The following is a 14623-nucleotide window of genomic DNA, read 5'->3' as shown; positions in this document are numbered from 1 at the left end:
TTTTCATGTTCAGAGGAGAGTACTATCATTTACAACCTTGCAAAACATGTCCATTTACGACATAACAGCTTCCTTGATACTTCTTACATTCACTTTTGACTTTTGCTACGGCATCAGATAATGCATCGGCATATTCATATTTTGTGAATCGGTTATTTACCACAGCAATGGATAATGTGCTTATTTGAAACATGACGCGTTCACCAGAGCGATTAGCGACAGAAAATTTGTCGTCTATAAAATGACGCTTATCATAGAAATGCACGATTTGCTTATCAAAATCTGAAATAATACGTGCACACATTTCTTCTATATCATAGTTTGTGCAAATTGCGACAAAATCATCGCCACCAATATGCCCTAAAAAACCGTTTGTTGGCAAAATGTATTGCTTCAACAAATCGGTCATAAATAACAGCACCTCATCTCCCTTTTTAAAGCCGTATACGTCATTAAACATTTTAAAATGATCGATGTCAAAATAAAGGATACTGTATTGTTCATTATTTAATACTTCACATAATTTCTCATCTATTAATTGGTTACCAGGGAGATGGCTTAACGGGTTTAACAGGCTAGCAAATTCTACTTGAATATCAACTAACTTTAACAGTAGTGCTCTTATACTGACAACGCCTAAGTAAAAACCATCTTTTATCACAATGATATCATCATACAAATCTTCTGGGTTTCGTGCCATAGCGAGTGTGCTGACATCCATAATCGGTTTATAATAGTCCACGATTAATGGGACTGATTTAGCAATTAGCTTGCTCTCTCTTCCCATATACAAGTTATATCCATACAGTGTTCCAATTTTTTCATAAAAATGTGTCCTAGAAATATAGGCAATAGGTACACGTTGATCTGTAATAACTAATCCGCGCAATGTCTGGTCTTTTGTAAAGTGTTGATCGATTATTTTATTTTTATTCGTGGGCTCAACACTCATAATTTGCTCAGCCATCTCTCCTATATAAACCATTTACAACTTCCTTTCACATTGGCTTTTTGGCTTGTAAAATATCGTGATTAGGTCTACCTAAGGCGTACCCCTGTGCATAATGCACACCGATTTCCTGAAGAAACTTTAATTCTTCGGGTCGTTCAACTCCTTCTGCAATAATCTTTGTATTGGATTCTTGCACATACATCATCAGCATATTAAACAATTGCTGCTGCTCTTTATTACGGTCAATAAATCGCACAAGAGAACCATCTACTTTAATAAATTCTGGCTTCAAATAAACAAGCGTCTTTAAACTGTTATAGCCAGAGCCTACATCATCAATTGCGATACGAAAGCCTTGCGCTCTGTAGTTTGAAAGCACACGCTCAAATTCGATAAAATCTGTTACGGCACTTCTTTCCGTTAATTCAAAGACAATTTGATTTGGAGAAATTCCTAATGAGGTTACAAGCTTAAGGGTTTCTCCACTTTGATACTTTTTATCAAGTAAAACGGATGGATGAATATTGATAAATAGAGTGAAGTTTTCATCGTTGGACAGTCGATTTTTAAATCTTTTTAATGTCAAGTTACGACAAAAGCACTCAAAATCAAAAACTCTATTCGTTTGCCCAATAAATTCAAAGAGAGCATCAGCAGAAGGAAATATGTTGGTAGAGCTTGGACGATTTAGTGCTTCAAAGGCAAAAGTTTCTGTTGTTTGTAAATCCATAATAGGTTGAAAAAATGTATCTACTTGATTTTCTTCCATTATTTTTGCTAGTGCAAATAGCTTTTTGTAATAGAGTCTTTCTTCTTCACAATTGTGCTGTATATTTTTTGTATAAGAAAATAGTACTTGCTGCATAGAAAATAACTTCAAAAAAGGCACCTCTTTAATCATTAATAGTTCTAGTGTACTAGTTATTTATTATTGTAATGTGAAGTTTTTGTAAAGTTTATCTTGATTCGGCAAATCTTATCCTGCCCTATAAGTGAAAACAAATTTGTAAAGAATATATTTACTGGCAAGGGGTTACATGGGAAAATATGAACTATAAATACTTAGCAGCCTCAAAAATACCCGATATTTATTGAGCATAAAATGTCGGACGAAGCAATTTGTTTTCATTTATAGTGATTTTTGAAAGGAGAACATATGGATTGGCTAGAGAGAATAAATAGAGCAATGGATTATATTGAGCAAAATTTATCGAATGAGATAGACTCTAAAGAGGTAGCAAGATTGGCTTGTTGCCCCGAGTACCATTTCCCAAGAATGTTTTCATCTATGGCTGGGATGACTTTGTCAGAATACATTAGGCGGAGGCGTCTTTCACTTGCAGCGTATGAGCTTCAAAATAACATGAATATTCGAATCATTGATCTTGCCCTTAAATATGGATATGATTCTCCAGATGCTTTCAGTCGCGCATTTAAGAGCCTTCATGGTGTAAATCCAACAGTAGCTCGCAATAAGGGGATTGAATTAAAAGCTATACCAAGACTTTCCTTTCAAATTTCAATTAAAGGGGCAGTGGCAATGGATTATAGAATTGAAGTATTAGATTTTGAAATTGAAATTGTAGGAATTAAACAAAAGGTTTTAACTGAGGAAGCATTTCAAATAATTCCTAAGCTCTGGGGCGAGGCAGCAGAGAGTGGATTATTACAGAAGCTTATTGATATGTCATGGGAAAATCCACAATGCAAAATGGAAGGGATTCTAGGTGTGGTTGGCAAACAAGCTGCAATCATAGATGTGGAATTTGATTATTTGATGGGCTGCCGTTATACAGGTGACAAAGAAGATATGGAGAAGCTGGTGCTACCTAAAAGTACATGGGCCGTTTTCCCAAATATTTCGGAGGCGTGGAAGCGTCTGTACACAGAGTGGCTACCTACATCAGGCTATGAATTGGCCGATCTTCCCTGCATCGAAAATAATTTAGCCCCAGATAGAGTGCCGAACAGTGAGTTATGGGTTCCGGTTGTACCTAAATAGTGTTTATTGATTGCAAATAAGGCTGTGAGAAAGCAGATATTTATCTAACTTTCTCACAGCCCCTATCAATTATTGTGATAACACTTTAGCAGTTGTTTTTTCGTAAACAACTTTACCATCAAAAACAGTTAATGCTACTTCTGCCTTTGTAATCTCCTCAACAGGAATGCTGAATAAATCTTTATTAAGGACGATGACATCCGCTGGGGCGTTTATCTTGATTCAGCGCGTGCTTGTACATCCACTGAATCATAGAAAACAAAATAGAGCATTCATCTCACCACCTGTAGAGGTGGGAGTTTTCTGTATATGTCGCTACGCTTTCGATACAAAATAATGCTTGCTGAATCAAGATAAAATGTCCGTTATGAGCTATTCAATCAAATCTTCGATAACGTTCTTCCACTCCATGCGAAAAATACTGTTAAAATGGGCCCAAGTAGGCAGAAGAAGGCAAATGGGAAGTAGTCCACTGTTGAAACGCCAAGTACATTTGTGATAAAAATACCACAGACACTCCAAGGGATAAGTGGGTTGACGACAGTTCCTGAGTCTTCTATGGCGCGCGCTAAATTTTTAGGTGCAAGGCCGACTTTTTTATATTGATCGCGGAAGGTTTCTCCTGTTAGTAAAATCGCTAAATATTGTTCTCCTATTAATGTGTTAACACCGACACCTGTAATTGCAGTACCTGTAATAACTGAGCGTGATGTAGTTAAGGAAGATTCAATTTTAGCGAAAATACTTTGAATGATACCTAACGTGAATAATAAACCACCCATGCTTAACGCTAGCAATACTAATGTAATTGTGAAAAACATGCTCGCAATTCCACCTCGACCAAGCAGTGCATTAACATCTTCATTCGTCGTATCAGGTACATAACCATTAAATAAAATGTCCAAAATGGCTGCTATTGAAAGTGTGTCGTGTAAAAAAGATAGCGCAATACCAAAAATGGAGCCGATTGCTAGCGTCAATAGAGCTGGTACTTTTTTTATAGATAAAATGACAAGTAGTACAAGAGGTAATAATGCATACCAATGCACTAAATTTGTCTCAAGTAAAGTCGATTGAAAAGCCTGGACGCTTTCAAGCGAAGCTGTTATATGCTTTGGCGATAGGATAGCATAAGCGATAACAGATACAATAAATGCGGGTACAGTTGTCCATGCCATATTTTTAATATGCTCAAATAAATCAATACCAACGATGCTTGATGCTAAATTCGTTGTATCTGAAAGTGGTGACATTTTATCACCGAAAAACGCACCTGACACGATTGCACCTGCTGTTAAGGCAAGCGATAAATCCATCGCACTCGCCATACCGATAAAGGCAACACCTACTGTTGCGACAGTCGTTAATGAGCTACCAATTGCCATGCCAACGATACAGGTAATAATAAATACAACAGCAAAGAAAAAGCTAGATGTCACGGTAGAAAACCCATAGTAAATTAATGTTGGGATAGTCCCACTAATAATCCAGCTACTAATAAGTATGCCGATTAAGAAGAAAATAAAAATAGCAGCAAGACCAGACTGCGCCCCATTTACCATACCTTGCTGGAGATGGTGAAATGGAACCTTTTTTAGTAAACCATATATGATTAATAAAATTACAATTATGAGAATAGGCACATGTGGCGGTGCGTTAAATTTAATAATGCTTATGCTCATAATGCCTATAATCACTAAAACAAGGGTAATTGCCTCCCAAAATACGGGAGTTGTTTTCGCTTCAGTACGAAACATAAGGGGCCTCCTCTAAGATGTGTACTCTTTCACTGCAACGCGGTGAAGTGACAGAGTGTATTATAGCATAAGGATCATCGGAAGGATAGTGAGCTGCTAGATATTAAAAATGAATATCGATTAGACGAACAAGTAATATTTCTTTGTGTATTAGTAATAGAAGCCTTATATTATACAAAATAATTCCATTGAATGGGTCTATAATAATTAAACTGTGTACATATATTGAGCCTTCTCATACCAATGCATTATTGCACTACATAATGAGGATTGGCATAATGTAAAAAGTTAATGCTATGGGGGAGGATGGAAATGGGCATTGGTAAGAAGTTAAATCTAGTATTCTTTTCAATAATTTTTTTACTTTTTATTATAGTAGTGTCAGGGTTAATAAATTTCAATAATATCGGTAACAAAATGGACGAGGCGCTCGATAATCGAGTGACTCAAATTCGTATTGTAGATGATATTCGTTTTGGTATAGCTGCACAAGGTGCTTATGTGCGTGCTATAGCATTAAAAGCTTCGAAGGAAAATGAAGAGAATTTTGTTGAAAATCAAGAATTGTTACAAGCAAAGTTAAATGAACTGGGGGGCTTAGTAACTTCAGAAACGATGCTTGGTCATCACACAAATATGAAAGATAAAGTTGCTCAATTTAACGCTGTATCTGAAGAGTTTTTAGATGCTATAAAAGGGCGTCATATTAGTAAAGCACAAGATATTGTCAATAATGAATTGGAAGCAATAAACACGGAAATTTTAAGCATTGCAAATCAAATGCTAGTATATCAAGAAGAAAACTTGAATGATATTGGGGAGAAATCTGCAAAAGCGATTACAATTGCAAAAGCTTCATCAGCTATTTTAGTTATTATCGCAGTGTTAATCGGTATTGGTCTTGTTGTTTTTGTAAAACGAGCAATTACAAAACCGTTAGTTCGTATTGTTGAATCAACAAATGTTATTGCCCAAGGGGACTTAACTAAGCCAGATATCCCCGTACAAACGAAGGATGAAATTGGACAGCTTGCAACGGCATTCAACTTGATGAAGAGTAATTTGAAAAGCTTGCTTGGGAATGTTCAGTCTAACTCGGAACAATTAAGCGCAGCTGCAGAGCAGTTATCAGCTAGTACAGAACAGGTGACTGCAACGACAGCAGATGTAACAAATCGTGCAGCTAATACTGCTGAAATAACGAGAATAGCCTCTAGTGCAGCAAATGAAAGTGCAAGAGCAATGGAAGAAACAGCTGTTGGTGTACAGCGTATTGCCGAGGCTGCACAAGACTTGCAAACAAGCTCTGTAGAAGCGAGTGCAACAGCTACGAACGGTAGCGTCATTATTAATAAGGCGAAGCAGCAAATGGAGATGATTAACAGCTCCACAACACAAGTGAATGAACTTGTACAAAAGCTAGCGAAGCAAACTGAAGAAATTAGTCAAATGACAAAGGTAATAACAGACATTACAGATCAAACAAATTTACTTGCACTAAACGCAGCAATAGAGGCTGCACGTGCAGGGGAGCATGGCAAAGGCTTCGCAGTTGTAGCGGATGAAGTACGTAAACTAGCAGAGGAATCAAAAAGCTCAGCGAATACAATTGTTACGCTAACAACAGAAATCCAAGCGGACACAGGAAGTGTAGAAGATGCTGTAAATCATTCACTTCTATCGGTTAAAGATGGAGTTGAAATTATTGGACAGGCGGGACAAGCATTCCATGCAATTGATGAAGCAGTAACACATATGACTGAACAAATCGAAGACATTTCTGCTACTTCAGAGCAATTATCGGCAAGTGCAGAGCAAGTATCAGCATCTGTCAATGAAATCGCTACAGGTGTAGTAGAGTCAGCTACTGATATTGATATGGTCGTTGCAGCAATGCAAGAGCAGGCTGCTACAATGGATGAAATAAGTAGTGTAGCTGTGAATTTAAGCGACAATGCACAGGATTTACAAGAGCAAATTCAGAAGTTTAGAGTTTAAGTAAATGGTGATATTTTGATTATCTAAAGGGTTGTTCTTTGCTGAACAACCCTCATTTTTTAGAAAATTATGTGTTGGAGGTTGTACAATGGTTAAGCTTTTTGAATATAATTGGCAAGTAAGAGATGAGTGGTTTGAGTGGTGTAATCAGTTGTCAAACGATGAATTATGGAAAGAGAGAACAGGGGGAGTAGGAAGTATTCTATATACTCTTTTTCATATTATTGATGTCGAATATAGCTGGCTTCGTGCTATTCAAGGGAAAGAGGATATTGTAGGCTGACTATTCGAAACTTGCGCAGGTTAAATCTTTGTCAGATAAATATCGAAAAGAAATTGCTCAATTTCTAACAACGAATTTAGTGGAATGGCAAGAAAAAGCGATTCTAATTCCTTGGGATGGCGTTGAATATATTGCTGAGGAAATAATAAATCATGTAATTATACATGAAATCCATCATATTGGTCAGTTTTCTGTTTGGGCAAGAGAATTAGGACTAGCACCTGTACCAACTCATTTTGTTGGGAGAAAATTGAATTCTATCTATTCCTATTAAAGAAATTTAAGGTGAGATTAATGAAAAATGGCTGAGACAAAGTTCTCCTAAACAGATCTAGGGTGACGCAAGAAATCAACTTTTTTAAAAGAGATTTCTTGCGCCCATTAAGAATTTAAATTTACTCAGCTACATTTCCCATCGCAATTGAAATACGGTTCCAACTGTTGATTTGATTAATTATTATAACTAAATCTATATATTCCTTCTCTGTGAAATATTTACGCACCTTCTCATACAATTCATCTGGCACACGTTTATCTGCGATTTGAGTAATATGCTCGGTTAACTCTAAAGCTGCTTTTTCTTCCTCTGAATAAAATACACAATCTCTCCAAGCGTTTAGACAATAAAGACGTTGCTCCGTTTCGCCAAGCTTTTTCGCATCAGCAGTATGAACATTAATACAATACGCACAGCCATTTATTTGGGAAGCACGGACTTTAAGAAGCTCCCCAAGCTTTTTGTTAATGCTGCTTTTATTTATATACTTTTCTGTTTCAATCATCAGCTTCATTGCCTCAGGTGCTATTTCGTAGTAATTCATACGTTTTGCCATTTTAAATCCCTCCTAGTTTAATTGTACAGCTAATTCAATTATACTTTTAGTATCTTTAAAAGTGTATTATACCCTCTTGCGAATTTAACTCGACAACAGAGGAGCGAATTATTTTTATAGTGGGTGCTTCACATATTTCTATTGTAACTAAGTTTCTTGAAGAAAGTGGGACTTGTGAAGTAGTAGACACTTTATCCTATTTGAAATAAAACGGGGGCATGTAAAATGATGCAATACAAAACGCTAGTAGAGGAAACGAGAGCGAATTTGTTGGAAAATGTTTATGCAGGGGTTATTTGTGGTGTGAATGATAGGAAAGAGGCAATTTATCGAGTTGGTGATATACAGCATAAAACCTATTTCCGTTCTGCATCGAAACCAATTCAAGCTTTGCCAGCTTTTTTAGCAAAAATTGATTTTAAGTATGGCTTATCAGATAAAGAGGCTGCTTTATTGACAGCATCACAGCGTGGTGAAACATATCATATTGAAGCATTAGAATCGATGCAGGAGAAGTTAAATATTGAGGAAAGCTCCCTATTTTGTCCTCCAGCTCATTCTTTAAATGCAGTGCCTAGGGATGAAATGATTCGTCGGAATATTGAAAAAAGAAGGCTTTATCATAATTGTGCAGGTAAACACATGGGCTTTATTGCAACATGTCGGGAACTAGGATTATCTATAGATGGCTATTGGAAAGTGGAGCATCCACTCCAGCGACAAATTTTGCAAATCCTATCGTATTTATCGGAAACGCCACTTTCTGAAATTCATGTAGGAATAGATGGATGTGGTGTCCCAGTTTTCGCTATCCCATTACATAATATGGCGATTGTTAGCTTGAAATTAGCGTGCCCAGATTTAATTGAGGATGTGGAGCTAAGGGAAGCTGTGGAGCGCATGACAAATATTATGAACAATGAATTTAATATCGTTGCCTCTGAACATTTTATTTGTTCAGCATTACTAGAGGACCGCAATATTGTAGCGAAGGGCGGGGCGAAAGGCGTCTATTGCCTTGGCTTGAAAAAGGAGCGCTTAGGCTTTGCATTAAAAATATTAGATGGCTCTGAAGATGTTTGGCCGAATGTCATTGCTTCGATTTTAGAGCAAATTGATTATGCCAATAAAGCGACAATCGAAAGAGTTCGAGCACTTAGACCAAGCATTATTAAAAGTGATGGAGGTATCGAGGTAGGGGCGATTCATGAAGTATTTAAAATATAAGATGTATAATTATTTAGAAAAAGTATTTCCAGGATTCAATATTTAAAGAGTAATGAGGTGTTAAAAATGATGGAAAGTAAGCTAAATCCAAAGGTAGATGAGTTTTTAAGTAATGCGACGACATGGAAAGAAGAATTTCAAGCATTGAGGAGAATCGTATTAGATAGTGGTTTAACAGAGGATTTCAAGTGGATGCATCCTTGTTATACATTGCAAAATAAAAATGTTGTACTTATGCACGGCTTCAAAGAATATTGTGCACTGCTATTTCATAAAGGGGCATTATTGTCAGATCCAAAGGGCATTTTAGTACAGCAAACAGAGAAAGTGCAGGCAGCTCGCCAAATTCGCTTTAAAAATTTGCAAGAAATATTAGAGTTAGAACCAGTTATCAAGGAATATATCACTAAAGCGATTGAAGTCGAAAAAGCAGGCTTAAAAGTTGAAGTGAAAAGGGAGACGGAAATCGAAATTCCAGAGGAGTTGCAAAGTAAATTCTCTGAGAATGCTGCCTTTCAAGAGGCGTTCGAGACATTGACGCCAGGCAGACAGCGTGAATATATCATGCATATTGGACAGGCTAAAAAATCGGAAACACGAACAGCACGCATTGAAAAAAATATGCCGCGAATTTTAAATGGCAAAGGTTTAAAGGATTGTGTTTGTGGATTTTCCAAGCGCATGCCTAATTGCGATGGTTCACATAAGAACGTAGAATAAATAGCTGAAAACGTAGAATAAACTTCAAAAAACGTAGAATAAACAGTGGGGAACGTAGAATAAATCCCCGAAAACGTGGAATAACCCCCGTTTTCGGCAAAATAGAAGGGATTGGCGCGCCAATTCCTTCTATTTATAGCGATTCATCAGCTTTTCTTTATGGCTAATCATAATTTCTGTTAAATCGATGTCATATTTGTCAGCTAAAATGAAAAGATTATCAAGGACATCTCCAAGCTCTTCTTTTAAATTGTTGATTTGATCGTCCTTTGTTATAGCTGTTTCATCTGGACGATCACGCCCGATCTCAATTGTACGAATGGCTCTTGAAACCTCACCAACCTCCTCTGTTAAAAAATTCACTCGAATAAATGGGCTTAATTCATACCAATTTCGATTTTTATAAAACTCTGTAATCCATTGCTGATACTCAAAAATATTCATAAAAACCCTCCTACACTTACATGCTATTTTATATCATAACATATAGGAAATAGGTAAAGTGTTCTATTTAGATATATGGATAATACAAGGCTCAATGAATCCTGTAAAACGAATTTGGATTTTGATAGAAATAATAGTCCGCTGACCATTGAAAGAATTGGATATATTATTGATATTTAATACTAAATACATTTTTGTGTGATGAGTAATAAGGTCTTGTGAAGGTTCTATTTTATAGTCTTTATTTCCTATAAAATAATGACGCTTTTGTTAATGTTATATTTGCATGATTTAAAATGACTAATAGATGTGTTATCATTAAACAATAAGTATATAAGAGAAGGGGAATTTTATGAAAATACTTGTTGTTGATGATTCTGCATTTTCTCAAAAAATAACTATAAAAACATTAAGGTCAATATATCCAGACGCTGTTTATGAAACTGCGGACGATGGTGTGGAATGTATAGAAAAATACGGGACTTTTTTACCTGATTTGGTATTTATGGATTTGTTAATGCCGAATATGACTGGACAAGAAGCGATTGTTCAGCTTATTAAGAAATTCCCGGATGCTAAAATTATTGTACTTTCAGCAGATGTGCAATTAACGGTTCGTGAAGAGGCTTTAGCTGCTGGAGCGTTAACATTTATTAACAAGCCAATAAATGTTGACAAGCTTGAGGAAATCAAGCTATTGATAGAAGGGTGAACTCCATGCTTACAACTACGCAAGAAGATATATTAAAAGAAATGTACAATGTATTTGTTGGTGAAGCTGCTAACTTGCTGTCAGAAATTCTTCAAAAAAGAATTTTTTTATCTGTTCCAGAAGTAGAGTTATTATCGATTAGGGACTTGGATTTCATAGATAAAGATAATTTAATTCCGATTTTAAATGGAACGATTTTATCTACTTCTTTAAAATTCGGTAATGTTTTCTCGGGAAGAGCTGAGTTTATTTTTCCTACTGAGCAAATTAAATATGTGACTGCACTTTGCTTAGGCGAGGAATATGCAATGGAAGCAGAAGAATCCTCTTTTAGCGATGAGGATTTTGATGTAGTGAAAGAAATAGGTAATATTATATTGAATGCAATAATGGGAGGAATGGGAAGCCTTCTTGAAATGAAGTTAGATTACGATGTGCCGCAAGTTGTTTTGCACGAACAAGGGGAATTTAGCAAAACATTTTTCAACTCACAAGAAAGTAACATATTATTACTATATGTAAACTTCAGTGTTGATGAATCCGAAGTAATTGGCCTCATTTTAATTAAATTCTCATTAGAGTCTATAGAGTTTTTAATACAAAAAGTGGATGAGATTAGTAGGGACGTAGATGAATAATTTATATTTAACTATTATTAATCAGTTAGACAATGGGATAGTTTTGCTAGACGAGCAACTGAATATTCAATTATGGAATAACTGGTTAGAGAAATATACAGGTCAAAATAAGAGCGATGTTGAAGGCCTACACGTGACACAGGTTATTCCACGGTTAAATAGAAATATATATATTCAAATGTTCGAAAAGGCACTTTGGAATAAACAAAAAAATTTTTGTTCAGCCGCGATGCATGGATATTTTGTAGATTTTCATTTTGAAAATACAAAAAAATTACGACAAAATATGTTAATAAGACATATTGAATTAGATAATGAAATATACGTGATGTTAGAAATTCACGATGTTACAAATCATTATGAGCGGATTCACAAGCTGAATAAGTCTTTGCAAAATTCAATAGGATTTACAAAAAGCTTAGAGCGTTATGCTTTCTATGATAGCTTAACGAATTTACCAAACAGAAAATTTATTTTAGATCGAATAGAAAATCTAACTAGGCAAGAAGATGCTGTATTTACGTTATTTTTCTTGGACTTAAATGGATTTAAATCGGTTAACGATTGCTTTGGTCATACACAGGGAGATCGATTATTGCAATTGGTAGCTGAGCGGTGCATACGATTAACAGATGATCAATCTGTTTTTGCTCGTCTTGGTGGGGATGAATTCGTACTGCTAGTTGAGAATATATCCTCTATAGAACAACACAAGAAGCAAATAGCAAAAATTCATGAGCTATTGTCAGAGCCATTTATTGTTGAAAACCAATCTGTTTCAATCTCGACAAGTATTGGTTATGCCAGTTTCCCACAAGATGGGGTGACTGTTAAGCAACTGTTAAACATAGCTGACCGTCAAATGTATTTACACAAGCAAAAGATAAATAATGATGGGTATAATTGAGGAAGGCTAGGATATAACTGACTTCTTATGGAAACCGATGAAATTTTACATTTTGTAAAATTTCATCGGTTTCTTTGTTTTTTAATTTGGTAGATGTTTTGTTCCAACAGACCTCTAATAATGTGGTATATAACGGATACTATCAGTTTTACTGAGATTAATAATAGATGAAAATTTGCTCATTAAAGACATTTAATCTATAATATTAAAACAAACAACTTATAAAATAAATGAAGTTGTCACTTTGGTAGAGTTAATTTGGTAAATGATTGCGTTTTTATTATGAAATATGGGCATAAATAGATGCAATTAGTGATTTTATGAAGGAGTGTGATTATATGCTTTCAATTCAAAATTTGACAAAAACATACCGTGGTGGCAAAAAAGCCGTAGATAATTTAACGATTGATATCGAAAAAGGTGAGTTTATAGCATTTATCGGAACGAGTGGAAGTGGGAAAACGACTGCACTAAGAATGATTAATCGCATGGTAGAGCCGACCAGCGGGAAGATTTTGTTGGATGGAACAGACTTATCAAAAATGAATCCTGTTCAGTTACGTAGGCAAATTGGTTATGTTATTCAGCAAATCGGATTAATGCCTCATATGACAATACGCGACAATATTACGCTCGTTCCAAAGCTTTTGAAATGGGATAAGGAAGAAAAAAATAAAGTCGCTGAGCGTTTAATTGAGCTTGTTAATTTACCTACCTCTTATTTAGATATGTACCCCGCACAGCTATCAGGTGGGCAACAGCAACGTATTGGTGTTGTGCGCGCTTTAGCGGCAAACCAAGATATCATTTTAATGGATGAGCCATTTGGTGCACTTGACCCAATAACACGTGACACCTTGCAAGACTTAATGAAAGATTTACAAGTTCGTCTTGGCAAAACAGTGATTTTTGTTACGCACGATATGGATGAAGCAATTAAATTAGCAGATCGCATTTGTATTATGCATGATGGTAAAGTTGTTCAATTTGACACCCCAGATAATATTTTATCCAACCCCGCAAATGATTTTGTGAGAGACTTTATTGGCTCACATCGCCTAATTCAAAATAAACCAAGTGTAAAAACTGTAGATGAGGTAATGATTAACCCAATCTCAATTACGATTGAAAAAAGCTTGGATGAAGCACTTCGTTTAATGGTATCAAAACGTGTGGATACTTTATTTGTAACAGACGCTGATAAACGTTTAATTGGTTTTTTAAATGTTGAAAGCTTTACAGGTCCACAGCGTAATCGCCAAAGCATCGATGAAGTGATGCAACGAGAAGTAGTTTATGTGAAAACGGGAACGAAGCTGCAGGATTCTGTACGCCGTATATTAAAACGAAATCTCCAAAATATTCCTGTTGTAGATGATGATAAACGCTTAATAGGTCTTATTACGCGAGCTAACATTGTTGATACAATTTACGACACAATTTGGGGAGACGAAAAGGAAGAAAACGCACTACTAGTAAACGATATAACGACTGAGGAGGAATCTGTATGATTGATTTCTTCACACAAAATATAAGTGATATTGTACTAAAAACATGGGAGCATTTTTATATTTCAATTATTGCATTATTATTAGGTGCTATTGTTGCGATTCCGCTCGGTGTAGTTCTATCTAAAACGACACGTCTAGCAAAAATCATTTTAGCAATTACAAGCGTTTTTCAAACCTTACCTTCACTTGCTATTTTAGCGATAATGATTCCTTTTTTGGGTGTTGGTAAAGTACCAGCTATCATTGCGCTATTTATTTATACGCTACTACCAATTTTAAATAATACATTTATAGGGATGAAATCTGTAAATGGTGATTTGAAAAAAGCTGGTATTAGTATGGGAATGACGCAGATGCAATCAGTATGGATGGTGGAGCTTCCTTTGGCAATACCTGTTATTATGGCGGGTATCAGATTATCCGCGGTTTACGTTATTGCATGGGCTACATTGGCTTCTTATATAGGTGCCGGAGGGTTGGGTGACTTTGTGTTTAACGGTTTGAATTTATATCAAACAGATTTAATTATTGGTGGGGCTGTACTCGTTACTGTTTTAGCATTATTAACCGATTTTATTTTATCAAAATTAGAAATTTGGGTAACACCTAAAGGATTAAAAGTAGAGAAATGAGGCGTGA

General features: G+C 35.7%; 15 protein-coding genes and 1 pseudogene. 11 read left to right on the top strand and 5 right to left on the bottom strand.

The window, feature by feature from the left end; genetic code table 11:
• Nucleotides 1-25: 25 nt before the first annotated feature.
• Nucleotides 26-985, bottom strand: a complete 960-nt coding sequence (locus TY13_RS14695; RefSeq protein WP_042477572.1) for a GGDEF domain-containing protein — start codon at nucleotides 983-985, stop codon at nucleotides 26-28.
• Between the two features lie 13 nt (nucleotides 986-998).
• On the bottom strand, nucleotides 999-1832 hold the full coding sequence (locus TY13_RS14690) for an EAL domain-containing protein (RefSeq protein ID WP_407637733.1): 834 nt from the start codon (nucleotides 1830-1832) through the stop codon (nucleotides 999-1001).
• A gap of 276 nt (nucleotides 1833-2108) precedes the next feature.
• Between TY13_RS14690 and TY13_RS14685 the strand changes: the two genes are divergently transcribed.
• The gene (locus TY13_RS14685) at nucleotides 2109-2954 is read left to right on the top strand and encodes an AraC family transcriptional regulator (RefSeq protein ID WP_042477568.1); all 846 of its coding nucleotides are present in this window, start codon (nucleotides 2109-2111) and stop codon (nucleotides 2952-2954) included.
• Between the two features lie 380 nt (nucleotides 2955-3334).
• Here TY13_RS14685 and nhaC read toward each other — a convergent pair whose 3' ends face one another.
• On the bottom strand, nucleotides 3335-4711 hold the full coding sequence (gene nhaC, locus TY13_RS14680) for a Na+/H+ antiporter NhaC (protein WP_042477566.1): 1377 nt from the start codon (nucleotides 4709-4711) through the stop codon (nucleotides 3335-3337).
• A gap of 312 nt (nucleotides 4712-5023) precedes the next feature.
• Between nhaC and TY13_RS21435 the strand changes: the two genes are divergently transcribed.
• Nucleotides 5024-6709, top strand: a complete 1686-nt coding sequence (locus tag TY13_RS21435; protein WP_042477563.1) for a methyl-accepting chemotaxis protein — start codon at nucleotides 5024-5026, stop codon at nucleotides 6707-6709.
• A gap of 88 nt (nucleotides 6710-6797) precedes the next feature.
• Nucleotides 6798-7266, top strand: a pseudogene (locus TY13_RS14670) (DinB family protein).
• 121 nt (nucleotides 7267-7387) lie between these two features.
• On the opposite strand, the gene TY13_RS14665 reads toward TY13_RS14670, so the two are convergent.
• Nucleotides 7388-7825, bottom strand: coding sequence for a carboxymuconolactone decarboxylase family protein (locus TY13_RS14665; RefSeq protein WP_042477560.1), 438 nt, complete (start codon nucleotides 7823-7825; stop codon nucleotides 7388-7390).
• A 65-nt stretch (nucleotides 7826-7890) separates the two neighbouring features.
• Here TY13_RS14665 and TY13_RS21335 point away from each other — a divergent pair, with 65 nt between their 5' ends.
• From TY13_RS21335 to TY13_RS14655, 3 genes are all read left to right on the top strand, one after another.
• Nucleotides 7891-8034 (top strand): DUF5694 domain-containing protein, encoded by a 144-nt coding sequence (locus TY13_RS21335; RefSeq protein WP_407637739.1) that lies wholly within the window; start codon nucleotides 7891-7893, stop codon nucleotides 8032-8034.
• A gap of 19 nt (nucleotides 8035-8053) precedes the next feature.
• Nucleotides 8054-9052, top strand: coding sequence for an asparaginase (locus TY13_RS14660; RefSeq protein WP_042477825.1), 999 nt, complete (start codon nucleotides 8054-8056; stop codon nucleotides 9050-9052).
• 66 nt (nucleotides 9053-9118) lie between these two features.
• Nucleotides 9119-9772 carry a DUF1801 domain-containing protein gene (locus TY13_RS14655; protein WP_074432968.1) on the top strand — a complete coding sequence of 218 codons (654 nt, stop codon included), beginning with the start codon at nucleotides 9119-9121 and terminating at the stop codon, nucleotides 9770-9772.
• A gap of 129 nt (nucleotides 9773-9901) precedes the next feature.
• Here TY13_RS14655 and TY13_RS14650 read toward each other — a convergent pair whose 3' ends face one another.
• On the bottom strand, nucleotides 9902-10216 hold the full coding sequence (locus tag TY13_RS14650; RefSeq protein ID WP_042477557.1) for a MazG nucleotide pyrophosphohydrolase domain-containing protein: 315 nt from the start codon (nucleotides 10214-10216) through the stop codon (nucleotides 9902-9904).
• A 352-nt stretch (nucleotides 10217-10568) separates the two neighbouring features.
• Here TY13_RS14650 and TY13_RS14645 point away from each other — a divergent pair, with 352 nt between their 5' ends.
• From TY13_RS14645 to TY13_RS14625, 5 genes are all read left to right on the top strand, one after another.
• On the top strand, nucleotides 10569-10928 hold the full coding sequence (locus tag TY13_RS14645) for a response regulator (protein WP_042477555.1): 360 nt from the start codon (nucleotides 10569-10571) through the stop codon (nucleotides 10926-10928).
• A 5-nt stretch (nucleotides 10929-10933) separates the two neighbouring features.
• Nucleotides 10934-11566: a hypothetical protein gene (locus TY13_RS14640; RefSeq protein ID WP_042477552.1), complete on the top strand. Its 633-nt coding sequence runs from the start codon at nucleotides 10934-10936 to the stop codon at nucleotides 11564-11566.
• On the top strand, nucleotides 11559-12473 hold the full coding sequence (locus TY13_RS14635; RefSeq protein WP_042477550.1) for a sensor domain-containing diguanylate cyclase: 915 nt from the start codon (nucleotides 11559-11561) through the stop codon (nucleotides 12471-12473). Before TY13_RS14640 ends, TY13_RS14635 begins: the two co-directional genes overlap by 8 nt.
• 338 nt (nucleotides 12474-12811) lie before the next feature.
• Entirely contained in the window at nucleotides 12812-13984 is a 1173-nt protein-coding gene (locus TY13_RS14630; RefSeq protein WP_042477547.1) for a betaine/proline/choline family ABC transporter ATP-binding protein, read from the top strand.
• Nucleotides 13981-14616 (top strand): ABC transporter permease, encoded by a 636-nt coding sequence (locus tag TY13_RS14625; protein ID WP_042477543.1) that lies wholly within the window; start codon nucleotides 13981-13983, stop codon nucleotides 14614-14616. The genes TY13_RS14630 and TY13_RS14625 overlap by 4 nt, the downstream gene beginning before the upstream one ends.
• The last annotated feature ends 7 nt before the right edge of the window (nucleotides 14617-14623 follow it).

Origin of the sequence: Bacillus ndiopicus (assembly GCF_000612805.1) — a bacterium.
Classification (GTDB): domain Bacteria; phylum Bacillota; class Bacilli; order Bacillales_A; family Planococcaceae; genus Metasolibacillus; species Metasolibacillus ndiopicus.
Note: the sequence above shows the minus strand (reverse complement) of the source record. Positions and strands in the feature narration are given on the sequence as shown.

What these genes read in the sequence shown, in the direction of transcription:
- TY13_RS14630 (WP_042477547.1), top strand. Translation starts at nt 12,812, where the DNA reads ATGCTTTCAATTCAAAATTTGACAAAAACATACCGTGGTGGCAAAAAA.
- TY13_RS14695 (WP_042477572.1), bottom strand. Translation starts at nt 985, where the DNA reads ATGGTTTATATAGGAGAGATGGCTGAGCAAATTATGAGTGTTGAGCCC.
- TY13_RS14645 (WP_042477555.1), top strand. Translation starts at nt 10,569, where the DNA reads ATGAAAATACTTGTTGTTGATGATTCTGCATTTTCTCAAAAAATAACT.
- TY13_RS14625 (WP_042477543.1), top strand. Translation starts at nt 13,981, where the DNA reads ATGATTGATTTCTTCACACAAAATATAAGTGATATTGTACTAAAAACA.
- nhaC (WP_042477566.1), bottom strand. Translation starts at nt 4,711, where the DNA reads ATGTTTCGTACTGAAGCGAAAACAACTCCCGTATTTTGGGAGGCAATT.
- TY13_RS14650 (WP_042477557.1), bottom strand. Translation starts at nt 10,216, where the DNA reads ATGAATATTTTTGAGTATCAGCAATGGATTACAGAGTTTTATAAAAAT.
- TY13_RS14640 (WP_042477552.1), top strand. Translation starts at nt 10,934, where the DNA reads ATGCTTACAACTACGCAAGAAGATATATTAAAAGAAATGTACAATGTA.
- TY13_RS21435 (WP_042477563.1), top strand. Translation starts at nt 5,024, where the DNA reads ATGGGCATTGGTAAGAAGTTAAATCTAGTATTCTTTTCAATAATTTTT.
- TY13_RS14660 (WP_042477825.1), top strand. Translation starts at nt 8,054, where the DNA reads ATGCAATACAAAACGCTAGTAGAGGAAACGAGAGCGAATTTGTTGGAA.
- TY13_RS14655 (WP_074432968.1), top strand. Translation starts at nt 9,119, where the DNA reads ATGATGGAAAGTAAGCTAAATCCAAAGGTAGATGAGTTTTTAAGTAAT.
- TY13_RS14685 (WP_042477568.1), top strand. Translation starts at nt 2,109, where the DNA reads ATGGATTGGCTAGAGAGAATAAATAGAGCAATGGATTATATTGAGCAA.
- TY13_RS14665 (WP_042477560.1), bottom strand. Translation starts at nt 7,825, where the DNA reads ATGGCAAAACGTATGAATTACTACGAAATAGCACCTGAGGCAATGAAG.
- TY13_RS14635 (WP_042477550.1), top strand. Translation starts at nt 11,559, where the DNA reads ATGAATAATTTATATTTAACTATTATTAATCAGTTAGACAATGGGATA.